The 21,002-nt window shown below is 59.5% G+C and carries 21 protein-coding genes; 3 read left to right on the forward strand and 18 right to left on the reverse strand.

Annotated features, from left to right (window positions below; all coding sequences use genetic code 11):
* Positions 1 to 236 precede the first annotated feature (236 nt).
* On the reverse strand, positions 237 to 1,997 hold the full coding sequence (locus tag ACNQFG_RS00635; protein WP_423405637.1) for a tyrosine-protein phosphatase: 1,761 nt from the start codon (positions 1,995 to 1,997) through the stop codon (positions 237 to 239).
* A gap of 171 nt (positions 1,998 to 2,168) precedes the next feature.
* Here ACNQFG_RS00635 and ACNQFG_RS00640 point away from each other — a divergent pair, with 171 nt between their 5' ends.
* On the forward strand, positions 2,169 to 2,537 hold the full coding sequence (locus ACNQFG_RS00640) for a RidA family protein (protein ID WP_097791611.1): 369 nt from the start codon (positions 2,169 to 2,171) through the stop codon (positions 2,535 to 2,537).
* A 139-nt stretch (positions 2,538 to 2,676) separates the two neighbouring features.
* On the opposite strand, the gene ACNQFG_RS00645 is transcribed toward ACNQFG_RS00640, so the two are convergent.
* The 3 genes from ACNQFG_RS00645 to ACNQFG_RS00655 form a co-directional block, all read right to left on the reverse strand.
* The gene (locus ACNQFG_RS00645; RefSeq protein WP_423405638.1) at positions 2,677 to 3,276 is read right to left on the reverse strand and encodes an ECF transporter S component; all 600 of its coding nucleotides are present in this window, start codon (positions 3,274 to 3,276) and stop codon (positions 2,677 to 2,679) included.
* 123 nt (positions 3,277 to 3,399) lie between these two features.
* Complete coding sequence (locus ACNQFG_RS00650; protein WP_423405639.1) at positions 3,400 to 4,368, reverse strand: Gfo/Idh/MocA family protein; 969 nt, start codon at positions 4,366 to 4,368, stop codon at positions 3,400 to 3,402.
* Between the two features lie 23 nt (positions 4,369 to 4,391).
* Entirely contained in the window at positions 4,392 to 5,270 is an 879-nt protein-coding gene (locus ACNQFG_RS00655) for a type III pantothenate kinase (RefSeq protein WP_423405640.1), read from the reverse strand.
* 303 nt (positions 5,271 to 5,573) lie between these two features.
* Here ACNQFG_RS00655 and coaBC point away from each other — a divergent pair, with 303 nt between their 5' ends.
* Entirely contained in the window at positions 5,574 to 6,770 is a 1,197-nt protein-coding gene (gene coaBC / locus ACNQFG_RS00660) for a bifunctional phosphopantothenoylcysteine decarboxylase/phosphopantothenate--cysteine ligase CoaBC (protein WP_423405641.1), read from the forward strand.
* A 93-nt stretch (positions 6,771 to 6,863) separates the two neighbouring features.
* On the opposite strand, the gene murC is transcribed toward coaBC, so the two are convergent.
* Positions 6,864 to 8,240 carry a UDP-N-acetylmuramate--L-alanine ligase gene (gene murC / locus ACNQFG_RS00665; protein WP_423405642.1) on the reverse strand — a complete coding sequence of 459 codons (1,377 nt, stop codon included), beginning with the start codon at positions 8,238 to 8,240 and terminating at the stop codon, positions 6,864 to 6,866.
* A gap of 332 nt (positions 8,241 to 8,572) precedes the next feature.
* Here murC and ACNQFG_RS00670 point away from each other — a divergent pair, with 332 nt between their 5' ends.
* Positions 8,573 to 9,415, forward strand: a complete 843-nt coding sequence (locus tag ACNQFG_RS00670; RefSeq protein WP_097791605.1) for a DegV family protein — start codon at positions 8,573 to 8,575, stop codon at positions 9,413 to 9,415.
* Between the two features lie 61 nt (positions 9,416 to 9,476).
* Here the strand turns inward: ACNQFG_RS00670 and atpC are convergent, their stop codons facing one another.
* The 13 genes from atpC to ACNQFG_RS00735 form a co-directional block, all read right to left on the reverse strand.
* Entirely contained in the window at positions 9,477 to 9,878 is a 402-nt protein-coding gene (gene atpC, locus ACNQFG_RS00675; RefSeq protein ID WP_423405643.1) for an ATP synthase F1 subunit epsilon, read from the reverse strand.
* A gap of 3 nt (positions 9,879 to 9,881) precedes the next feature.
* On the reverse strand, positions 9,882 to 11,276 hold the full coding sequence (gene atpD / locus ACNQFG_RS00680; protein WP_005938088.1) for a F0F1 ATP synthase subunit beta: 1,395 nt from the start codon (positions 11,274 to 11,276) through the stop codon (positions 9,882 to 9,884).
* Positions 11,277 to 11,302: 26 nt separating this feature from the next.
* The gene (atpG, locus tag ACNQFG_RS00685) at positions 11,303 to 12,151 is read right to left on the reverse strand and encodes an ATP synthase F1 subunit gamma (RefSeq protein ID WP_005938091.1); all 849 of its coding nucleotides are present in this window, start codon (positions 12,149 to 12,151) and stop codon (positions 11,303 to 11,305) included.
* Between the two features lie 17 nt (positions 12,152 to 12,168).
* On the reverse strand, positions 12,169 to 13,689 hold the full coding sequence (gene atpA, locus ACNQFG_RS00690) for a F0F1 ATP synthase subunit alpha (RefSeq protein WP_097774385.1): 1,521 nt from the start codon (positions 13,687 to 13,689) through the stop codon (positions 12,169 to 12,171).
* 51 nt (positions 13,690 to 13,740) lie between these two features.
* Positions 13,741 to 14,280: an ATP synthase F1 subunit delta gene (gene atpH / locus ACNQFG_RS00695; RefSeq protein WP_423405644.1), complete on the reverse strand. Its 540-nt coding sequence runs from the start codon at positions 14,278 to 14,280 to the stop codon at positions 13,741 to 13,743.
* Positions 14,277 to 14,783, reverse strand: coding sequence for a F0F1 ATP synthase subunit B (gene atpF / locus ACNQFG_RS00700; RefSeq protein ID WP_097774383.1), 507 nt, complete (start codon positions 14,781 to 14,783; stop codon positions 14,277 to 14,279). The genes atpH and atpF overlap by 4 nt, the downstream gene beginning before the upstream one ends.
* Positions 14,784 to 14,819: 36 nt before the next feature.
* Positions 14,820 to 15,101 (reverse strand): ATP synthase F0 subunit C, encoded by a 282-nt coding sequence (gene atpE / locus ACNQFG_RS00705; RefSeq protein WP_005930278.1) that lies wholly within the window; start codon positions 15,099 to 15,101, stop codon positions 14,820 to 14,822.
* Between the two features lie 53 nt (positions 15,102 to 15,154).
* Positions 15,155 to 15,898, reverse strand: coding sequence for a F0F1 ATP synthase subunit A (locus ACNQFG_RS00710; protein ID WP_154259627.1), 744 nt, complete (start codon positions 15,896 to 15,898; stop codon positions 15,155 to 15,157).
* A gap of 3 nt (positions 15,899 to 15,901) precedes the next feature.
* Positions 15,902 to 16,402 carry an ATP synthase subunit I gene (locus ACNQFG_RS00715; protein WP_423405645.1) on the reverse strand — a complete coding sequence of 167 codons (501 nt, stop codon included), beginning with the start codon at positions 16,400 to 16,402 and terminating at the stop codon, positions 15,902 to 15,904.
* 17 nt (positions 16,403 to 16,419) lie between these two features.
* On the reverse strand, positions 16,420 to 16,680 hold the full coding sequence (locus tag ACNQFG_RS00720; RefSeq protein WP_097791596.1) for an AtpZ/AtpI family protein: 261 nt from the start codon (positions 16,678 to 16,680) through the stop codon (positions 16,420 to 16,422).
* A gap of 338 nt (positions 16,681 to 17,018) precedes the next feature.
* Complete coding sequence (locus tag ACNQFG_RS00725; protein WP_423405646.1) at positions 17,019 to 18,437, reverse strand: glycogen synthase; 1,419 nt, start codon at positions 18,435 to 18,437, stop codon at positions 17,019 to 17,021.
* A 166-nt stretch (positions 18,438 to 18,603) separates the two neighbouring features.
* Entirely contained in the window at positions 18,604 to 19,731 is a 1,128-nt protein-coding gene (gene glgD / locus ACNQFG_RS00730; RefSeq protein ID WP_005938113.1) for a glucose-1-phosphate adenylyltransferase subunit GlgD, read from the reverse strand.
* On the reverse strand, positions 19,725 to 20,918 hold the full coding sequence (locus ACNQFG_RS00735; protein ID WP_005938116.1) for a glucose-1-phosphate adenylyltransferase: 1,194 nt from the start codon (positions 20,916 to 20,918) through the stop codon (positions 19,725 to 19,727). The genes glgD and ACNQFG_RS00735 overlap by 7 nt, the downstream gene beginning before the upstream one ends.
* Positions 20,919 to 21,002 lie beyond the last annotated feature (84 nt).

Here is a 21,002-nt window from a genome sequence, read left to right on the forward strand (position 1 = left end):
CAAGCTCTCAACACAAAAGAAGCCGGACCGGAACACACCACCGGAAAGACCCTTCGGGTGCGCGTTCTGCACTTCTTTTTTATTTACAAGGTTTTCATATAAAAACGGGCAGATGAAGCCCCATTGAAATTTGGTTGCGGAATACCCCTGCACACAGCGTCTTTTATTCCATACTACTAATTATAGTACGAAACATTTGAAGCAATGTCAAGGGAAGCGGGCGCAATTTTGAAAATTTACTCCAGATACATCCTGCGCAGCCGCATCAGGCGCGCAGGGGTCAGGCCGTATTCGGCTTCCAGATAGTTCTCGGCGCTGCCGTATTTTTCCCGGATGGCGGAGAGCACCAGGTCCACCGATTCGGGGTGCACCCCTGCGATGCCCTGATAAAACTTCTTCTGTTCCGGGCGGGCGGCGATCTCGTCGGCATGTTCGGCCCAGATCTTTTCCAGCTCCGGGCGGCGGCATTCGTTCGTCCGGACGAAATCCTGACGAATCGTCTCATCCGAAGCGCCCAGTGCCAGCAGAATGAGCATGGCCGCCACGCCGGTGCGGTCCTTGCCGGCCGAGCAGTGGAACAGGATGGGGGTCTCGCCTGCTTCCAGCGCACGGAACAGCTCCTTGAACGCCTTGTTGCCGAAGAGCATCTGCCGGTACATGGCATCGGCCATCCGGCGGCCTTCGTCCGGCTTGCCTTCCAGCAGGCGCTCGCGGTCCTCCGGCGAGAAATCCACTTCCTTGCCGTCGTCCAGGCAGAGCCCGCAGATGCGCACCATCCGGGCACCGTCCGGCACATAATCCGGCATCTTCTCGGCCTCCTGCTCGCTGCGCAGGTCGAGGATGAGGCGCAGCCCCAGCGAATCCAGCAGCTTCCGGTCGGCGTCGCTCGTCAGCAGACCTGTGGGGATGCCCCGGTAGATCTGCCCCCAGCGGACGTGTTTGCCCTCATCGGCCGGGTAGCCGCCCAGCTCCCGGAAGTTGGTGCCGCCGGCAAAATCCAGCTGGGTGCCGGGCGCGGGGTGGGGCGCAGGCTTTTCCACCGCCGTGCTGGACAGCACCGGACGGCTGTAGAACGGCTTGGCCGGGCGGCCCCGCCGGGGCGGCAGCGATGCCGTACCGCCCAGCACCTCCATCAGGTAGCTGCGCAGCAGATCCAGATAGGCCGAGTTGTGGTCCCGCCGCTGCACCAGTGAGACGCACAGCGGAGGCAGATCTTCCAGCAGCACATCCCGCACACGGTCCAGTTCCCGTCTGGCTCCCGGTTCATAGCGGGTCAGACAGGTGCAAAGCTGCTCCTGCACAAGATAATAGGCCTGATAAAAGCTGGGGCCGATCTCGGCGTCGGGCGCAAAGCCCGCCTTGGCGCAGGCGTCCCACAGGGGCGCAAACAGATCCTGCCGCAAGCTGGGCAGCAGCACCCGCTGACCGCGCAGCTCTGCCAGCGGGATGCTCTCCTTATCCCAGAACGCGTGCCCCCGGGGCACCAGCAGGCAGGCAGGGTCTGCCCGCAGGGTGGTGCGGGCCAGTACCGGTGCAGCACAGCCCAGATCGATGACCAGACCCGCGTCCAGCTCCCCCTGCTCCACATCGTCCGCCACCGCATCGTTGTCCATCATGCGGAAGCGCATCTCCACATGGGGATACTGCTGGCGGAACTTGTCCAGCTGGGTCTCTAATCCGGGCAGGTAGTCCGGCACCAGCGACACGCTGATGCCGATGCGCACCGGCTGCGCCGACTGGATCTCGGCCCGCAGGGATGCCTGCATCTGCTGGAACTGCTCCACTACTGGCGCGGCATGGCGCTGCAGGCTCATGCCGCGGTCGGTAAGGGTGAGCTTGTGGTGGGCGCTGAGGAACAGCGGCCCGCACAGCTCGGCTTCCAGCGCAGAGATGCTCTGCCGCAGTGCCTGCCGTGACAAAAACAGCCGCTGTGCCGCGCGGCTGTAATTCATTTCATCGCACAATACCAGAAAGTAGTGCAGCTGGCGGATATCCATGGGGCTCCTCCTGAAACAGTGGTTGGTACATAAAGAATACCGCCTTTTGCGCGGAATGTAAAGCCGGACGGCGAAAAAAGTGCCGAATGATTGACAGCACCCGCCCGCCGGGTGTAGACTCAGCATAGCAAACGCATTTCACATCTCAGATGAAGAAAGAAGGAGTATCCTATGAAAGTGATCGCTACAGAAAAGGCCCCCGGCGCCATCGGCCCCTACTCGCAGGGCTTTCTCACCAACGGTTTTGTTTACACCTCCGGCCAGATCCCGGTGAACCCCGCCGACGGCACCATCCCCGAAGGCATCGCCGCACAGGCGGAGCAGAGCTGCAAGAACGTCGGCGCCATTCTGGAAGCTGGCGGCAGCGGCTTTGACAAGGTGGTCAAGACCACCTGCTTCCTGGCCGACATCGCGGATTTTGCGGCCTTCAACGAGGTTTACGCCAAGTTCTTCACCTCCAAGCCCGCCCGCAGCTGTGTCGCCGTCAAGGACCTGCCCAAGGGCGTCCTGTGCGAGGTCGAGGCCATCGCAGAGGCGTGATCCGCCGTCCGTACCCGATTCCGGATGCTGCATGAAGCTGCAAAAAAGCCAGAACTGCGCTGCCGTTTGGCAGACCAGTTCTGGCTTTTGTTATTTTATGATCGGGCCGGACGCGCTGCCCTGACGTGTGGCGCGTCGGTTACTTCAAAAACTTGCGCACAGCACGGGCTACGATGCCGCCCAGAATGCCGGAGACAAGGAACTCGGCCACGCCCTGCACGCCGACCAGCAGCACCACGAACATGAAGGGGTTCGCAGCACCCTTGACGGACACGAGGTTCTGCACGTAGTCACAGCCGTAGAAGGCCAGCACGATCCAGCCCATGAAGAACACCGTGTTCAGGAACGGGGCGCTCATGGCGCTGACGATGTAGCTCCATGTGCCGGGCTTGTCAAAGCGCTTCAGGCCGCTGAAGATCAGGCCGCAGCACAGGCCCATCAGCACGCGCATACCCACGCACAGGATAAAGGTGTTCACAGGGCTTACCTGAAACAGTGCACCCGTCATAGCGGAAGCACCGGTGATGGCATCGTAGAAGCTCACTGCGCCGAACACACCGCCCAGCAATGCGCCCACAGCGGGGCCCATGGTGATGGCACCCACTGCAATGGGAAGGGTCAGGAAGCTCATGTACAGCGGGCCCACAGGCACACTGCCCAGGCCGATGGCCTTCATGACCAGCTCGATGGCGACCAGCAGTGCCAGCCGGGTGAGAGTACGAAGATCGTTGTTTTTCATTCTGTTTTCCTCCTGCTGCCGTTCCGCCCTATACGTCGGATACGGCGCAAACCTGCCCGCTCTATGCGGGATAAATTTTGTTGATACGGACTTCAGACACGCTTGTCAGGGCATTGTCCGTGGTCAGAACTTGAGTCCTGCTGACCGCCGGGCCACGGTCAGCACCTTGCTGACGGCCACAGAGGTATCCAGCATCCGGCTGCAAAGCTCCTGGTCGCCGCCCTCGATGGCGCGGGCGAACGCATGGAACTCTGCCGCCTGCCGGGGCCTGCCGCCGTTCAGATTGTAGTGCTCCTCCTTGCCCTCGTTAGGGTGGAAGGTGATGCCGCCGCAGCAGTTGGCGGTGGACTTCTGCAGAATATAGCCCTTCGTGCCCTGAATGATGTACCGGGCCGGGGCCGCGCAGTCCTTGGCAGCGATGCTCACGGCCTTGAAGCCGCTGTAATCCATGGTCAGGATGCCGCTGGTGTCGATGCCGCGCTCCATGTTGGCGGTATATTTGGCCTGATTCGGCTCCCCGAACAGGCCCACGATGTAGCTTACATTATATACGCCAAGATCCATCAGGGCACCGCCGGCACAGGCCGGGTCAAAGGCAGGCTGTACCTCGCCTGCACAGAAGGCATCGTACCGGCTGGAATACTGGCTGAAATTGCACTGTACCAGCTTCACGGTGCCAATGCGGGGCAGCAGCTCCCGGATCTTGTTGTAATTTTCCAGATACTGGGTGGTCATGGCCTCGAACAGGAAGACTTTCCTGCGGCGGGCCAGATTCGCCAGCTCCTCTGCCTGCAAGGCATTGATGGCCATCGGCTTTTCCACGATGACATGCTTCCCCGCCTCGATGGCCACCTTGGCATAGCGGGCGTGCTGGTTGTTCGGCACGGCCAGATAGACCACATCCACGTCCTGCAACAACTCAAAATAGTTGGTGGTATGCTGGGGGATGCTGTACTGTTCGCACAGCTCCCCCGCCGCCTCTGCGCTGCGCTCGGTGCTGCAGATGGCCTGCACCGTAAAAGGCGTGTGCTCTGCAAGCCATGGCAAAAATTCCCGCACGATCTTGCCCGTGCCAAGAATGCCTAATTTCATTCTCTTCTCCATCCTGTCTGTCGTCAGCCTGCTTTGGCCTCATCCTCGCGGCGCTCCCGGCGCTGCGGGTGGGGTCGGCGGGCGCGGCGGAAGTTCTGGTTCCGCTTTTTGCCGCCGCCTGCGTGGTGCTGCGGCGCGTTCATCTGGTACAGCAGCGCCAGGCCCTTCATCAGCAGCTCCGGGTCGTAGGTCAGCGGGTGGCGGCACAGCGGGGTGACGTATTTGGCCAGACCGCCGGTCACGACCAGCGTTGCCGGGCGGCCCAGTTCTTCTTCGATGCGCTGGGCGATGCCGTCCAGCAGCACCGCCGTGCCCATCACGGAGCCGGACAGCATACAGCTCTCGGTGTTCACACCGATGGCGCTCTTCGGGGAACCGAGACGCACCTGCGGCAGCTGGGCACAGCGGTCGCCCAGTGCCCGCAGCCCGGTGGAAAGCCCCGGGCAGATGACACCGCCCCGGAACACGCGGTTCTCGTCCACCACATTAAAGGTCGTGGCAGTGCCAAGGTCCACCGTGACCACCGGCAGCGGAAAATTTGCCGCCGCATAAGCCGCATCCACAAGGCGATCCTTGCCCACGGCGTGGGGTTCATCCACGCCCATGGTCAGTCCGGTTCGGATCTCCGGCGAAACGATGACCGGCTTCCTGCCCGTATAATGGCGGGCGCACTCCGCCAGTGCCCCGGTGATCTGGGGCACCACGCTGGTGAGCACAGCGCCCTCAAAGCGCATGGGGCGCTCAGGATGGCGGCGGTGCGCAAAAATTTTATCCATTTCGACACGATATTCTGCAGCCGTGCGGGTGCGCACCGTGTCCATGCGCGCCACAAAGCATACACGTCCGTCCCGAATGCCCCCAAGGGCGACGGTGGTGTTGCCTATATCAATGGCTAAGATCATATTTGGGAAACCTTTCCTGATTTGCAAGAGCCAACCCTCTCCGTCAGCGCATCCGCGCTGCCACCTCCCCCAAAGGGGGAGGTTTTACGTTACAGGCCAACGTTTCTGCTTCCAAGCTCTCCCTTCGGGAGAGCTGGCGAGCGTCAGCGAGACTGAGAGGGTTTGGTTCCTTTCACTCTAAGTCAAGGGTTATTTTACCGCATTTTGCCTTCCGTTACAAGTGCTGCAAAAAGATTTTGTTGTGCTGGCGGAACTTTTGCATTATACTAAGGGGAGCAAACCAGAGATTTGGGAGGTTTTTGGATGGATCTGAACGGAAAATGCGTCCTTCTGGGCGTAAGCGGCGGCATTGCCGCCTATAAAATGGCCAACGTGGCCAGCGCACTGCGCAAGCTGGGAGCCGATGTGGAGGTCATCATGACCAAAAATGCGACCCAGTTCATCACCCCTGTTACATTTGAAACGCTTACCGGCCACAAGTGCATGGTGGATACCTTTGACCGGGATTTCAAGTTTGAAGTCACCCACATCTCGCTGGCAAAAAAAGCCGATGTGATCCTTGTCGCCCCGGCCACTGCCAACGTCATCGCCAAGATGGCCCACGGCATCGCCGATGATATGCTCACCACCACAGTGTTGGCTGCAAAGTGCCCCAAGCTCGTTTCTCCGGCCATGAATACCGGAATGCTGGAAAACCCCATCACGCAGGATAATATCGCCACGCTGGAACGCTACGGCTTCACGGTGATCCCCTCCGAGAGCGGCGTGCTGGCCTGCAAGGATGTTGGCAGCGGCCGTCTGCCTAAGGAAGATGTGCTGATCGAGTATATCCTGCATGCCATTGCTCGGCCCAAAGATCTTGCCGGTCTGCGCATTGCCGTCACCGCCGGCCCCACGCAGGAGCCGCTGGACCCGGTGCGCTACCTCACCAACCATTCCACCGGCAAGATGGGCTATGCCGTGGCTCGCGCCGCCGCGATGCGTGGTGCAGACGTCACCCTCATCCACGGCCCCACGGCCCTGCCGCCGGTCCGGTTCACCGAGGACGTGCCCATCACCACCGCACAGGACATGTACGAAGCCGTCACCAGCCGCTTTGACGCAATGGACATCCTCGTCATGGCCGCTGCCGTGGCCGACTACCGCCCCGCTGCCGTGGCAAACGACAAGATCAAAAAAAAGGACGGCGACATGTCCATCCCGGTGGAGCGCACCGCCGACATCCTCGGCACCATCGGCCCCCGGAAGACCCGGCAGTTCCTCTGCGGCTTCTCAATGGAGACCCGCGACATGCTGGAAAACTCCTCGGCCAAGCTGACCCGGAAGAACCTCGACATGGTGGTCGCCAACAACCTGAAGGTGGCCGGTGCCGGTTTCGGTGTGGACACCAACGTCGTCACCTTCATCACCCCGGACGGTGCCCGTGAACTGCCCCTCATGAGCAAATCGGACGTCGCCGACGCCATTCTGGACGAGATCCTGAAGCGGCGGAACGGGTAAACAGACGGTTCGCATCCCACAAAAAAGCTCCCTGCCGCACATTTTGTGCCCGGCAGGGAGCTTTGGTTTTATTGGTCACCGGATGCGGCGGCTTCAGTCCTTTGCCACCATCATCTTGCTGGCCTTGTAGATGTCGCCGCAGCCGAGGGTGATGACGAGGTCACCTTCGCGGGCATTGTCCTTGACCCACTGCGCCGCAGCTTCCAGGCTGTCCACCAGGACTGCGTTCGGGATCTGAGCGGCCAGTTTTGCACTGGTAATGGTGGGATCGTTGGGCTCACGGCTGCCCATGATCGGGGTCAGCACGGTGATATCGGGGATCTTGAGCACATCCACAAAGTCGTTGAACAGCAGCTTGGTGCGGCTGTATGTAAACGGCTGGTGGACGGCGATCAGACGCTTGTAGCCCATCTCGCGGGCCGTGGTCAAGGTCGCACGGATCTCGGTGGGATGATGTGCATAATCGTCCACGACCAAAGCGCCGTTACACTCGCCGTAGACCTCAAAGCGGCGGCCGGCACCCTTGAAATTCAGGGCTGCATCGGCGCACTGCTCCACGGTCAGACCGACGAAGCGGCAGACGGCGCACATGGCAAGCGCATTGTAAATGTTGTGGTAGCCGGGCACAGCCAGACGGATATGGCCGGTGACCTTGTTCCACTCCTTCAGGTCGAACTCAAAGAAGCCGGGCTTGTACTCCTGCACATTGACGGCGCGGTAGTCACCGTCGTTGTCGATACCAAAGGTGCGCACGCGGCGGTCCAGCGTGTACATGACATCCATGGTGTTCTTGTCGTCCGCATTGGCAAAGATCATGAACTTGGTCATCAGGGCAAAGCGCTTGAAGGCAAACTTCAGTTCGCCCATGCTGCCGTAGTAATCCAGATGGTCGTTGTCGATGTTCAGCACAACGGACAGGTACGGGGTCAGTTTCAGGAAGGTCTCGGCAAATTCACAGGACTCAATTACGATATCGTCGCCCTTGCCAGCCTTGCCGTAGCCATTGATCAGCGGAAGCTTGCCGCCGATGACAGCGGACGGGTCGCGGCCTGCCAGCTCCAGCGCAGTGGTGATCATGGAAGTGGTCGTGGTCTTGCCGTGGGTGCCGGAGACGCAGATGCTCTGTTTGTACAGGCGGCTCACGTAACCCAGCAGAACGCTGCGCTCGATGGTGGGGATGCCGTAGGAGGCAGCGGCATTCAGCTCCACGTTATCTTTGGAAATGGCGGCAGAGTAGACCACCATGTCGGTGCCGATCACATTATCGGCGCTGTGACCCAGGCTGACCTTGACACCCATCTCACGCTCGTAGCGGATGATGCTGCCATCCAGCACATCGCTGCCGGAGATCTCGTAGCCTTTTGCGGCAAGGATCTGGATGAGCGGATACATGCCGCTGCCGCCGCAGCCGATGAAGTGGATCTTCTTCACATGATCAAGCAGATGCTTGGTATAGTCGGTAACAAACATAATAAGGCAACCTCCAAATAAATAACGGCCGCAGAGCAGACCGATCTCATTTTGATCCATCGTGTGGTACTACTTATTATATAATTTTTGGCGGACAAAATAAACAGGTAAACCCGAATTTTCGGAAAGAACCATAAAAAACCGGTTTATTTTGTGACAACTGTACACAAATGCCAGCCTTTTTCCGCCAGAATCAGCGATTCACAAAAGATTCACATTTCATTTTTGTGATTGCCTAACAAACTTTAAGCTTTTGTGCTATGATAATTCAGGATTTTGAAGAAACCAACGCGCTGCGGCCCGGCCCGGCGAACAGAAGAGGAGTATCGAACATGAAGATCAAGATCACAGCGGACAGCACCTGCGACCTGTCCGAAACGCTGCTGCGGCAGTGGAATATCTCGCTCATCCCCATGCACATCCTGATGGGCGAGGAAAGCCTGCTGGACGGCGTTACCGTCCGCCCCGCCGATGTGTTCACCCATGTGCAGAACGGCGGCAAGATGCCGAAATCCGCTGCCCCGAACCTCGTGGAGTACACGGATTTCTTTGCGCCCTTTGCTAAAGACTACGATGCCGTCATCCACATCTGTGTCGGGTCCAAGTTCTCGTCCTGCTGCCAGAACGCAAAACTCGCCGCGCAGGAGTTCGGGAACGTCTCGGTCGTGGATAGCGAGAACATCTGCACCGGGCAGGGCTATCTCGTCCTGCGGGCAGCCAAGCTCGCGGCGGACGGCCTGCCGCCCCGGAACATCTGTATGCGGCTGCAAGCCCTTGCCAAGAAGGTCGATCTCAGCTTCGTGCTCAACCAGTTGGACTACATGGCCAAGAGTGGCCGCTGCTCCGGCGTGCTGGCCTTCGGGGCCAACATTCTGGGCATCAAGCCCAGTCTGGCCGTCATCGACGGCGAGCTGAAGGTGGTCAAGAAGTACCGCGGTCAGCTTCCCATCTGCGTGGGCAAATACATCACCGAGAAGCTGGCTGACCGAGACGACATCGATACCAGTGTCGTCTTCCTCTCCTCCTGCCAGCCCAAACCCGGCTGTTTGGAGGCCGTCAAGGCCGGGCTTGCACAGTACGGCAAGTTCGAGCAGATCATCGAGACGGACATCGGTACCACCATCGGCGGCTACTCCGGCCCCGGCACCATCGGTATCGTTTTTGCCACAAAGTAAATCGCACCGCACAAAAGCACCCCACCGGCAGCAGGCGCTGCGGATGGGGTGCTGTTTGCTGTTATGGGTGGATGGAGGTGCGGACGAGGGCGCGCTTCAGGCGGGCCTGGGCCAGCTCATAGTCGCGCTTGTCCAGATTCTTCTGTGCCAGAAGCTCTTCGGCGCGCTTCTTGGAAGCCTCGGCGCGGGCCTGATCGATCTCCTCGGCCCACTCCCATGTGGTGGCGACCAGACGCACTTCGCCATCCAGCACGCTCAGCAGCCCGCCCATGCAGGCGGCGCGGCGGCGCTGGCCCTCGGCATCCACGATATGGGCTTCGCCCATGCCCAGCGCGGTGCAGTAATCCCCGTGTTTGGCAAGGATGGCCAGATCGCCGTCAATGGCGCGGCAGACGATGCGCTCGGCCTGCCCGTCAAAGGCGCAGCCGTCCGGCGTGACCACCGTCAGATGAAAGGTCGTCATGGTTTACCCTTTCTTCGCTTTTGCGAACACGTCATCGATGGTGCCCGCGAACAGGAATGCGCTCTCGGGCAGCTCGTCGCACTCGCCGTTCAGGATCATCTTGAAGCCGCGCAGGGTCTCCTTGAGCGGCACATACTGGCCGGGCATACCGGTAAACTGCTCTGCCACGTGGAAGCTCTGGCTCAGGAAGCGCTGCACCTTGCGGGCGCGGCTGACCGTGCGCTTGTCTTCCTCGCTCAGCTCGTCCATGCCCATGATGGCAATGATGTCCTGCAGCTCCTTGTAGCGCTGCAGCACCTTCTGGACGGCGCGGGCGATCTCGTAGTGCTCCTGACCCACGACCTCCGGGCTGAGGATGCGGCTGGTGGAATCCAGCGGGTCCACAGCGGGGTAGATGCCCTGCGAAGCAATGTCACGGCTCAGGACCGTGGTGGCATCCAGATGGGTAAAGGTGGTGGCAGGGGCCGGGTCGGTCAGGTCATCGGCGGGCACGTAGACGGCCTGCACCGAGGTGATGGAGCCCTTGCGGGTGGAGGTGATGCGCTCCTGCAGAGCACCCATCTCGGTGGCCAGCGTGGGCTGGTAGCCGACGGCAGAGGGCATACGGCCCAGCAGTGCGGACACCTCAGAACCAGCCTGGGTGAAGCGGAAGATGTTATCGATGAAGAGCAGCACATCCTGATTCTTCACATCGCGGAAATACTCCGCCATGGTCAGGCCGGACAGTGCCACGCGCATACGGGCTCCTGGGGGTTCGTTCATCTGGCCGTAGACCAGCGCAGTCTTGTTGATAACGCCGCTTTCGGTCATTTCGCCGTACAGGTCGTTGCCCTCACGGGTGCGCTCGCCAACGCCGGTGAACACCGAGTAGCCGTTGTGCTCGGTGGCGATGTTATAGATCAGCTCCTGAATCAGGACCGTCTTGCCGACGCCTGCACCGCCGAACAGACCGATCTTGCCGCCCTTTGCGTAGGGGCAGATCAGATCCACGACCTTGATGCCGGTCTCGAGGATCTCGGTGGTGGACTGCTGCTCCTCGTAGCTGGGAGCAGGGCGGTGGATGGGCCAGTAGGCCTCCGGGGCCGGGGCGGGCTTGTTGTCCACGGGCTCACCCAGCAGGTTGAACACGCGGCCCAGACACTGGTCGCCCACGGGCACTTTGATGGGTTCGCCGGTATCCACGGCTTCGGTGCCGCGCACCAGACCATCGGTGCTGTTCATTGCAATGCAGCGCACCACGTTATCGCCGGTGTGCTGTGCCACCTCGACCACCAGCTTTTCGCCGTGGTTGTCGATCTCGATGGCGTTGAGCAGCTCCGGCAGCTGGCCATCCTCAAACTGGATGTCCAGCACCGGGCCGATGACCTGGAGCACCTTGCCGATATGTTTTTCGGACATAGGCTACAACTCCTTTTTGATAGGTTTTAAATCTCCGCGCCGGCCACGATCTCGGTGATCTCCTGCGTGATGGCAGCCTGACGGGCACGGTTATAATACAGGTTCAAATGGTCGATCATCTCACCGGCGTTCTTGGTGGCGGCATCCATGGCAGTGCGGCGGGCGGCAAGCTCACTGGCTACGCTCTCGCACACGGCACCGTAGACGATGCCTGCCACATACTCCGGGATGATCGCGCTGAATACTTCCTCGCTGCTGGGCTTGTACAGGATCTGGCTGCGGCGGGCATCCGCCTTCTGCTGCTCGGTAGGTTCGATGGACAGCGGCAGCACCTCCATGGTGGCTGCGGTCTGGGTCATCATGGAATCGAACCGGGTGTAGCAGATCTTTACCGCATCGTACTCGCCCTTGAGATATCCTTCCGTGATCTGGCGGGACAGCTGGAAGCACTCGCCCACCGAGACATCTGCCGCCAGCAGCACCTCCTGCGTGAACAGGGGCACCTCGTGGTGGACGAAATACTCTGCCGAGCGCTTGCCGATGGGCAGCACCAGCACTTCGCCTTCTTCGGCCCCGGCCTGCTTGAGCACGTTGGAATTGTATCCACCGGCAAGGCCGCGGTCGCCTGCAATGACGATGAGCAGGGTGCGCTTCACTTCGTCACGGCGCAGGTAGGGGTTGCGGGCGCGGGGGTCGGCCGCGGCGATCTTGGTCAAAGTCTCATGCAGCGTTTCAAAGTAGGGGCGGCTGTGCTCCACCCGTTCCTTGGCGCGGCGCATTTTGGAGGAAGCCACCAGTTCCATTGCCTTGGTGATCTGCATGGTGCTCTCTACGCTTTTGATGCGCAGCTTGATGTCCTTCATGGAACCAGCCATGCGTTACGCCTCCTTCCTTAGTGCGCCTTGACGAAGCTGTCGGTATAGGCTGTGAGCACGCTCTTAAGCTGCTCCTCAGTGTCCTTATCCAGATTGCCGGTGGTGCGGATGGTCTCCATGACGGCGGCACCCGCAGCATTGTTGTCCAGATATTCGTACAGGCCCTTCTCATACTCGGCCACGTCCGGCACCTTGACCTTCACAAGGTGATCGTGAATGGTCGCATACAGGATGGCCACCTGCTTTTCCACAGGCACGGGAGCGGAGCGGTTCTGCTTGAGCACTTCCACGATGCGCTCGCCTTGTGCAAGGCGGGCCTTGGTGTCGGCATCCAGATCGGAACCGAACTGTGCAAAGCTCTGCAGCTCGCGGTACTGGGAGTAGATCAGCTTCAGGGTGCCGGCGACCTTCTTCATGGCCTTGATCTGGGCATTGCCGCCCACGCGGGACACCGAGATGCCGGGGTTGACTGCCGGCATGACACCGGAGTGGAACAGCTCCGTCTCCAGGAAGATCTGACCATCGGTGATGGAAATGACATTCGTGGGGATGTAGGCGGAAACATCGCCCGCCTGCGTCTCGATGATGGGCAGAGCCGTCAGGCTGCCGCCGCCCAGCTCATTGGAGAGCTTGGCCGCGCGTTCCAGCAGACGGGAGTGCAGATAGAACACGTCGCCGGGGTAAGCCTCACGTCCCGGGGGACGGCGGATCAGCAGCGACAGTGCACGGTAGGCCACGGCGTGCTTGGACAGATCGTCGTAGATGATGAGGACGTGCTTGCCCTGATGCATGAAATATTCGCCCATGGCACAGCCGGAGTAGGGTGCGATATACTGCAGGGGCGAAAGCTCGGATGCCGTTGCGGACACCACGATGGTGTAGCCCATAGCACCGGCCTCGGTCAGGCTCTGCACAAGGTTTGCCACGGTAGAGCGCTTCTGACCGATGGCAACGTAAATGCAGATGACGTCCTTGCCCTTCTGGTTGATGATGGTATCGGAGGCGATGGTGGTCTTGCCGGTCTGGCGGTCGCCGATGATCAGCTCGCGCTGGCCGCGGCCAATGGGGATCATGGAGTCGATGGCCTTGATGCCGGTCTGCAGCGGCTCCTTAACCGGCTGACGGTCGATGATGCCGGGAGCGCGGCTTTCAATGGCGCGGAACTCGGTGGTCTCGATGGGGCCTGCGCCGTCGATGGGCTGGCCCAGCGCGTTGACCACGCGGCCGATCATGGCTTCGCCCACCGGCACGGACACCACCTTGCCGGTGCGCTTGACAGTGCTGCCTTCCTTGATGCCGACGTCGGAGCCCAGCAGAACGATGGAGACGGTATTCTCCTCCAAATTCTGGGCCATGCCGTATTCGCCGTTATCAAACTGAAGCAGCTCACCTGCCATGCACTTTTCCAGACCACTGGCGCGGGCGATGCCATCGCCCACCATAATGACCGTGCCGGTCTCGCTCTGCTCAATGGCATTTTCGTAATGCTTGATCTGCGCACGGATGATCTTGGAGATCTCTTCAGGTTTCAGTTGCATCTTTGTTTGTTCACCACTCAATTCTTAAAAATCTTTCGGGTGGAAATTCGATCACAGTGTCACGGAAGCAATATCCCTGCGCAGGGCGGACAGACGGTTCTGCACCGTGCCGTCCAGCTCGGTGCCTTCGATATCCAGCCGGATGCCGCCCAGCACTGCCGGATCGACCTTTGTTTTCAGGTCGATGGTCTTGCCGGTGAGTTTTTCCAGCTTTTCGTGCAGGCCCTTTGCCTGCTGCTCCGTCATTGCCACTGCAGTGGTCGCCGTTGCTTCCAGAATGCCGTGCGCCTGATTGTAGCGCACACGGTAAGCCCGTGCACAGCCGGACAGCTCCCGCAGGGTGCCCTTCTCGCACAGGATCTTCAAAAAGTTCAGCACATAGAGGTGGACCTGATCCCGCAGTGCTTCATCCAGCAGGCCGCAGCGCTCTCTTTTCGGGATGCTGGGGGTGCTGAGCAGATGCAGGTAGTCCGGGTTTGCCTTAAAAAGCGCCACGGTTTCGTCCAGCTCGCCCAGAATGCGGGCCTCCAGCCCTTCCTCCGCCGCCAGATCGTACAGGCTTCCGCCGTACATCCTTGCAGTCTCGGTCATGATGCTTCACCCACATTTTTGATAAATTCGTCGATCAGATCCTTGTGGTCCTTCTCGCTGATCTCACGCTCCACCACCTTGGAGGCGATCTCCATGGCGATGCCGCCGATCTCGTCCTTGACCTCGTTCACGGCCTTCTTGCGCTCCTGCGCAATGTCGGCTTCGGCCTTCTGCTTGAGGGCAGCAGCCTGCGCGCGGGCCTCGCCCACGATCTCTTCGCCGCGGGCGGTGGCCGTCTTCTGCGCATTGGCAACGATCTCGTTGGCCTCGGCGCGGGCATTCTGCAGGTTCTGCTCGTACTCTGCCTTCATAGCTTCGGCTTCGGTGCGCAGCTTGGTGGCATCGGCGATCTGGCTGTCTGCCTTCGCCTTGCGCTCTGCGATCACGTTTTTGACCGGATTCAGCAGGAACTTTTTGAAGATGAACAGCTGGATCATCAGGTTGCAGATCTGGGCCAGAAAGGTCCAGCCGTCCAGCGTGATCAACGCCTGGTACAGTTCCATAAGCGTCTCCTTTCGTTATTTTGTAAAAGGTTCCGCTTATGCCAGGAACTTCATGAACATACCGGGTGCCAGGAAGATCAGCAGCAGGCCGGTGACGAAGCCGTAAATACCGGTGGTCTCGGAAAGTGCAACGCCCAGGATCAGGGTGCTGGTAACGTCGCTCTTGCACTCGGGCTGACGGCCCACAGCTTCACAGGCAGCAGCTGCTGCGTTGCCTTCGCCGATACCGGGGCCGATACCTGCGATCAGTGCGCAGCCTGCGCCGATGCCGCAGCCTGCCAGAGCGATACCACGAGCGAGGTACTGAAAGTCAGTCATAAGATTTGTCCTCCAAAAAAGTTTTTTGTTTTGGGAGATGCCGTTGTGAGGGCTTAGTCCTCACCGGCAGCACGTTTGATGAAAATTGCGGTCAGGGTGCAGAAGATGAACGCCTGAATGCAGCCGCCGAACCAGTCGAAATACAGGCCCGTAAAGGCCGGGATGCCGATCTGGAACAGCTGGATCTGACTCAAGGCACCCGGCAGCCAGCCGAAAATGACGTGGCTCAGGCTTGCCAGCGCCCAGTACAGCAGTGTGGAAATGACCGTACCGGACAAGATGTTGCCAAAGTGACGGAACGCCATACTGACGGGGGTGGAAACCTCCGACAGCACATTGATGGGTGCCATGATGAAGATGGGGTCCAAAAGACCTTTCAGGTAGGAAAGGATGCCGTTGGTCTTGATCTTGTAGTACATGATCAGCACGAACACCACAATGGCCCACGCCGCCTCGGTGTTCAGGTCTGCCGTGGGGCTCCACAGGCCGATGACACTGATGAGGTTGCAGCCGATGCTCAGAGCGAAGATCGCGCCGATGAGCGGGATATACTTATCAAAGTGATAGCCCATGTTGTCGTGCACGAACTGGTCCAGCCGTTCTACGATGAACTCGGCGGCGGCCTGCCGCTTTGAGACATTTTCCAGCTTGAGGTTGCTGCCCAGCCAGATGGCAAGACCCGAAAGCAGCGCCATGACGATCCAGGTACTGACTAAGGTCTGGGAGATCTTGAAATCACCCAGCAGGGGGATGTCCGTATGGATGGTATACAGGATCTTTGCGCCGTTCAGTTCCATTTGTTACGTTTCACCCCCTTTTTCGCCGGGAGCTTCGGCCTGCGCGGCGGCCTGCACCGGTTCGTCTTCCACCGAGACGTCCTGTGCGGGGGCTGCCTGCGCAAGAGGCTTGTACTTGCCGGTTATTTGCAGGTAGTAGATCGTAACGCGCGGGAAAAGCAGCGGCAGAACACCGGCAAACGGCTGGAAGCAGGGCGCGGCGATGGCCACGATGACCCAGACGGCCTGCAGCAGCATCCGGCTGTTGTGGGAAAGCTGTAGTTTGGCTTTGCGCCGTTTCTCATCCTGCTCGTCGATGACCTTCTGGCATACGAGGCAGATGCCCGCAAAGTTGCCGATGGCGACGGCTGCACCCACCAGACCGCCCAGCACGACCGTGTAGTCGAACCGGACCCAGCCAACCAGGTGCAGAGCTGCAAAGATCACCCACATGACGGCGGTACAGATGGCCGTGCCGCAGGCAATGCGGGTCAGCTCCTTTTTGGATTCCGGCTGCAGTTTCATAGCAAACCCTCCAACGTTCATTGATGCGAATTGAAGCCAACACGAGAAGTCTTCTCCTTTTTGGCGCGTTCCATCCGCTCCCTGGCAAAGACCCAGAAATTTTGTGCCCCTGCGGCCAGCCCCAGAAAAACGCCCGGAAGATACACCCACTCCGGCCAGCCCCAGCGGTTCACTGCCCACCAGCAGCCGCCCAGACAGAGCAGCAGCGGCAGCAGCATGGACAAACCCAGCTGCGTCAGCCACACGATATCCTCCAGTGCTTTGTATAAGCCCTTCAACGGCGTTCCTCCTTCTGGTCTGCCCGCCGCAGGCACCCCATGCGGCGGCTCTTTCGCAAAGGACCTTTTCCATGCAAGACCCTCATAGAGATAGTATAATTCAAACCGGCCGTTTTTTCAATCAATTTTCCACCAAATTCTGTGAAAACTTCATAGTTTGTTTATACTTACTTCACAACTGTCCTCCCCCGGTGGATTTTTGTCCGCCGTTCATCGCATCCTCCACAAAAAAGTGATGGCGTCTTTGTTCAGTCTGCCCCTTGACAGCAAAAAGCCCCGCCGGGCCCCTGTGCAGTACAGAGGCCCGGCAGGGCTGGAGTGTATGGAATTGGTCGAATTTACCAGAGGTTTGCGGTCTCGTTGTACAGGCCCTCGTAGCTCTTGGCGGAGACATCCCAGCTGAAGTCGCACTCCATGTCGTGCTTGACGAGGTTGTGCCAGTCTTCCTTGTTGTAGTAGCGGTCCTGTGCGCGGCAGCAGGCGTCATACAGCTCGTGGGCATTGTAGCCCGCAAAGGTGAAGCCGTTGCCCTCACCCATGGTGCTGTCGTGGATGGAGTCGCGCAGACCGCCGGTCTCGCGGACGATGGGAGGCGTACCGTAGCGGCAGGCCACCATCTGTGCCAGACCGCAGGGCTCGCTCTTGGAAGGCATGATGAAGGCATCTGCACCTGCGTAGATCTCCTGCGACAGGGCCGGCTCGAAGCCGATGTAGGTGCCAACGCGGCCCGGGTGGCGTGCGCACAGGTCGGAGAAGAAGTTCTCGTACTGGCTCTCGCCGCTGCCCAGAATGACCAGCTCGATGCCGCGATCCACCAGGCCATCGGCGATGCTCTGCACCAGATCAAAGCCCTTCATGCCGACCATGCGGCTGACCATGGCAAAGACGGGGCTGCCATCCTTGTTCAGGCCGAACTTATCCTGCAGGGCTTCCTTGCACTTTGCCTTGCCCTCTTCAAAGTTGGTGATGTCGTAGTTGAAGGGGATGTTCTTATCCGTAGCGGGATCGTTGGAATCGGTATCGATGCCGTTCAGGATGCCGCACAGCTTGTACTGCTTCTCGCGCAACAGAGCGTCCAGACCATAGCTGAACCACGGGTCGAGGATCTCCATGGCATAGGTGGGGCTGACAGTGGTGATCTTATCGGCAGTCTCGAAAGCACCCTTCATGAAGTTTGCGCAGCCGTCGTACTCTACGATGTGCTGGTCGCGGCGGCCGATGCCGCAGGTGTCCTCCAGAATGTCGGTGCCGTACTTGCCCTGATAAGCGATATTATGGATGGTGAAGATGGTCTTGATGCGGTTGAACTTATCCAGATGGCGATAGTACAGGTTCAGGTACACCGGCACCAGAGCGGTCTGCCAGTCGTTGCAGTTGATGATATCGGGGGTGAAATCGATGTAGAACAGGGTCTCTAAAACGGCGCGGGAGAAGAAGGCGAAACGCTCGCCGTCATCATAGAAGCCGTACAGGCCGCGGCGCTTGAAGTAATACTCGTTGTCCAGGAAGTAGTAGGTCACGCCGTTCCGCTCGGTCTTGAACAGGCCGCAGTACTGGCTGCGCCAGCCCACGGGGACGGAATAATTGGTCACGTACTCCAGCGTATCACGGAACTTCAAATCGCCGTACAGGGGCATAATGACGCGGGCATCCACGCCGTCCTTGACCAGAGCCTTGGGCAGGGCACCCGCAACGTCGGCCAGACCGCCGGACTTTGCAAAAGGGGCAGCTTCCGAAGCAGCATACAGGATTCTCATAGGATCGCTCCTTTCATATAGTGGGATATTTTCGTTCTCCCCCACCGCCCTTGCAGGCAGCACGAACCATTTTTACAAAAGAGCAGGCGGGGGCACACAGATGCCCCCGCCCCTCTCAAGAGGGGCTACCGGGGAGGAAGCCGCCCCTATGGATAACTCAGTAAAATCAGACGGTGTGCTTCTTCTGCACGTACACCGGGAAGCTCTCGGTGCCGGACAGCTTCTTGCCGGCGGTGATCTTCACGTTCTTATCGGTAACAACGCAGTCCAGCTCGGCATTGGCTTCCACCACCGTATCCTGCATCAGCACGCAGTTCTTGACGACGGCACCCTTCTTGACCTTGACGCCGCGGAACAGCACACAGTTCTCCACCGTGCCCTCGATGACGCAGCCGTCGGCCAGAATGGAGTCGGTCACCTTGCAGCCCGGCACATAGCGGGTGGGGTTGTCGTCGCGGATCTTGGTGTAGACCGGGCTCTTCTTGGGGAACAGCTTTTCCAGATTTTCGTCATCGGTCAGCTTGAGGTTCTCGTCGAAGTAGCTCTTCATGTCACAGACATGTGCCACATAGCCGGTGTACTCCAGAGCGTGGATGTTCAGGATGTTGACATTGTGGGCCAGAATATCGCGCTCGAAGTAGATCAGGCCGCGGGAGGTCGCATCCCGGACCAGCTTGAGCAGGGTCTCGCGCTCCAGAACATAGATGTTCAGGTCAAGGTTCTGCACGCCGGGGCGGTAATCGTTGAACAGCAGCTCGGTCACACGGCCGTCGGCATCAACGGTCAGGGTGTAGTTGTCATTCTTGCGGCCCTCGGGGATCTCGGTCTTCTGGTAAGCGACGGTCACATCGGCACCGCTTGCCTGATGGGCGGCCAGCAGGGCGTTGAAGTCGTAGTTCAGGGCAACGTTGGCGTCGCTCATGACCACGTACTTTTCCTTCTGGTTCTCCAGGAAGTTCATGATAGAGCCCAGAGCTTCCACACGGCCGGAATAGATGCGCACGCCCTTCTCAGCGAAAGGCGGCACGATGTTCAGGCCGCCGTGACGGCGGGCCATATCCCACTCACGGCCGGTGCCCAGATGATCCATCAGGGAGTGGTAGTTTTTGCGCACCACGATGGAGACATTGGAGATACCGCAGTTTGCCATGCTGGACAGAACAAAGTCCACCATACGGTAGCGGCCCGCGAAGGGGATCGAAGCCATTGCGCGCTCGGTCACCAGCTCGGGGACGGTATTATCATAACTGTTGGGGAAAATAATACCCAACGCATTGGTGTTCTGGCTCAGCATACTTCCATACCCTCCTTGACGGATTCAAAGACTTTGGCACCTTCCTTGACGGTTGCGCCTGCGCCGACGGTCAGGCCGGTGCCCACATGGGCAATGGGGCCATCGCCGCCCACTCGTGCACCTGCACCGACCACAACATCCTCCGCCAGGATGCAGCGCTTGACAACAGCACCAGCCTTGACCACAACGCCGTCCATCAGGACTGCGTCCTCAACGGTAGCGCCCTCTTCCACAACAACGCCTGCGCTCAGCACAGAGTGATGCACATTGCCGTAGATCTTGCAGCCCTCCGTGACGAGGGAATCCTGCACCACAGCGCGGGGGCCGATCTTCTGCGGAGGCAGGACCGGGTTGCGGCTGTAGATCTTCCACTTCTCGTCGAAGATATCGATGCCGGAGTTTTCGGGGTCCAGCACTTCCATGTTGGCTTCCCACAGGCTGTCGATCGTGCCCACGTCACGCCAGTAGCCGGCAAAGCGGTAGGCGTACATCTTGCGGCCGTCGCGCAGCAGGGCGGGGATGATGTTCATGCCAAAGTCGTTCTTGGAGTTAGGGTCTGCTTCGTCCTCTTCCAGATACTTCTTCAGCACATCCCAGTTGAAGATGTAGATGCCCATGGAAGCCAGATTGGACTTGGGTACCGGGGGCTTCTCCTGGAACTCGGTGATGCGGTCGTTCTCGTCAGCCACCATCAGGCCGAAGCGGGAGGCTTCCTTCCAGTCCACTTCCATAACAGCCACAGAGAACTCTGCGCCCTTTTCCTTGTGGAAGCGCAGGAAGTCGGCATAGTCCTGCTTGCAGATCTGGTCGCCGGACAGGATGATCACATACTCGGGATCGTAGCTGTCGATGAAGCCGATGTTCTGGTAGATGGCGTTTGCAGTGCCCTTGTACCAGTCGGTGCCCTTTGCCTGCTCGTAGGGCGGCAGGGTGTGCACGCCGCCGTGCAGACGATCCAGATCCCAGGGCTGGCCGTTGCCGATGTACTCGTTCAGCTTCTGGGGCTGATACTGGGTCGCGATGCCAACGGTGTCGATGTTGGAGTTCACGCAGTTGGACAGCGGGAAGTCCACGATGCGGTACTTACCGCCGAAGGACACTGCGGGTTTTGCCGTTTTCTGTGTCAGCGCGTACAAGCGCGAGCCACGTCCACCGGCAAGGATCATTGCCACAATTTCTTTTGCCATAGCTTTATTCTCCCCTTTTACACATTTCCGAGTTGGTTTGGAATTGGAAATGGTCTAACGATGTGAATGGTCTGTGCGCACGGC

The organism is Faecalibacterium prausnitzii, from assembly GCF_049532945.1.
In the GTDB taxonomy this organism is placed as follows: domain Bacteria; phylum Bacillota; class Clostridia; order Oscillospirales; family Ruminococcaceae; genus Faecalibacterium; species Faecalibacterium prausnitzii_N.

What these genes read in the sequence shown, in the direction of transcription:
- atpF (WP_097774383.1), bottom strand. Translation starts at nt 14,783, where the DNA reads ATGGAACTGTACCAGGCGTTGATCACGCTGGACGGCTGGACCTTTCTG.
- atpH (WP_423405644.1), bottom strand. Translation starts at nt 14,280, where the DNA reads ATGACCGAGACTGCAAGGATGTACGGCGGAAGCCTGTACGATCTGGCG.
- ACNQFG_RS00670 (WP_097791605.1), top strand. Translation starts at nt 8,573, where the DNA reads ATGAAGATCAAGATCACAGCGGACAGCACCTGCGACCTGTCCGAAACG.
- ACNQFG_RS00640 (WP_097791611.1), top strand. Translation starts at nt 2,169, where the DNA reads ATGAAAGTGATCGCTACAGAAAAGGCCCCCGGCGCCATCGGCCCCTAC.
- atpA (WP_097774385.1), bottom strand. Translation starts at nt 13,689, where the DNA reads ATGCAACTGAAACCTGAAGAGATCTCCAAGATCATCCGTGCGCAGATC.
- ACNQFG_RS00715 (WP_423405645.1), bottom strand. Translation starts at nt 16,402, where the DNA reads ATGAAACTGCAGCCGGAATCCAAAAAGGAGCTGACCCGCATTGCCTGC.
- ACNQFG_RS00635 (WP_423405637.1), bottom strand. Translation starts at nt 1,997, where the DNA reads ATGGATATCCGCCAGCTGCACTACTTTCTGGTATTGTGCGATGAAATG.
- coaBC (WP_423405641.1), top strand. Translation starts at nt 5,574, where the DNA reads ATGGATCTGAACGGAAAATGCGTCCTTCTGGGCGTAAGCGGCGGCATT.
- ACNQFG_RS00735 (WP_005938116.1), bottom strand. Translation starts at nt 20,918, where the DNA reads ATGGCAAAAGAAATTGTGGCAATGATCCTTGCCGGTGGACGTGGCTCG.
- ACNQFG_RS00725 (WP_423405646.1), bottom strand. Translation starts at nt 18,437, where the DNA reads ATGAGAATCCTGTATGCTGCTTCGGAAGCTGCCCCTTTTGCAAAGTCC.
- glgD (WP_005938113.1), bottom strand. Translation starts at nt 19,731, where the DNA reads ATGCTGAGCCAGAACACCAATGCGTTGGGTATTATTTTCCCCAACAGT.
- ACNQFG_RS00710 (WP_154259627.1), bottom strand. Translation starts at nt 15,898, where the DNA reads ATGGAACTGAACGGCGCAAAGATCCTGTATACCATCCATACGGACATC.
- ACNQFG_RS00655 (WP_423405640.1), bottom strand. Translation starts at nt 5,270, where the DNA reads ATGATCTTAGCCATTGATATAGGCAACACCACCGTCGCCCTTGGGGGC.
- atpG (WP_005938091.1), bottom strand. Translation starts at nt 12,151, where the DNA reads ATGGCTGGTTCCATGAAGGACATCAAGCTGCGCATCAAAAGCGTAGAG.
- atpD (WP_005938088.1), bottom strand. Translation starts at nt 11,276, where the DNA reads ATGTCCGAAAAACATATCGGCAAGGTGCTCCAGGTCATCGGCCCGGTG.
- atpC (WP_423405643.1), bottom strand. Translation starts at nt 9,878, where the DNA reads ATGACGACCTTTCATCTGACGGTGGTCACGCCGGACGGCTGCGCCTTT.
- ACNQFG_RS00645 (WP_423405638.1), bottom strand. Translation starts at nt 3,276, where the DNA reads ATGAAAAACAACGATCTTCGTACTCTCACCCGGCTGGCACTGCTGGTC.
- ACNQFG_RS00650 (WP_423405639.1), bottom strand. Translation starts at nt 4,368, where the DNA reads ATGAAATTAGGCATTCTTGGCACGGGCAAGATCGTGCGGGAATTTTTG.
- murC (WP_423405642.1), bottom strand. Translation starts at nt 8,240, where the DNA reads ATGTTTGTTACCGACTATACCAAGCATCTGCTTGATCATGTGAAGAAG.
- atpE (WP_005930278.1), bottom strand. Translation starts at nt 15,101, where the DNA reads ATGACTGACTTTCAGTACCTCGCTCGTGGTATCGCTCTGGCAGGCTGC.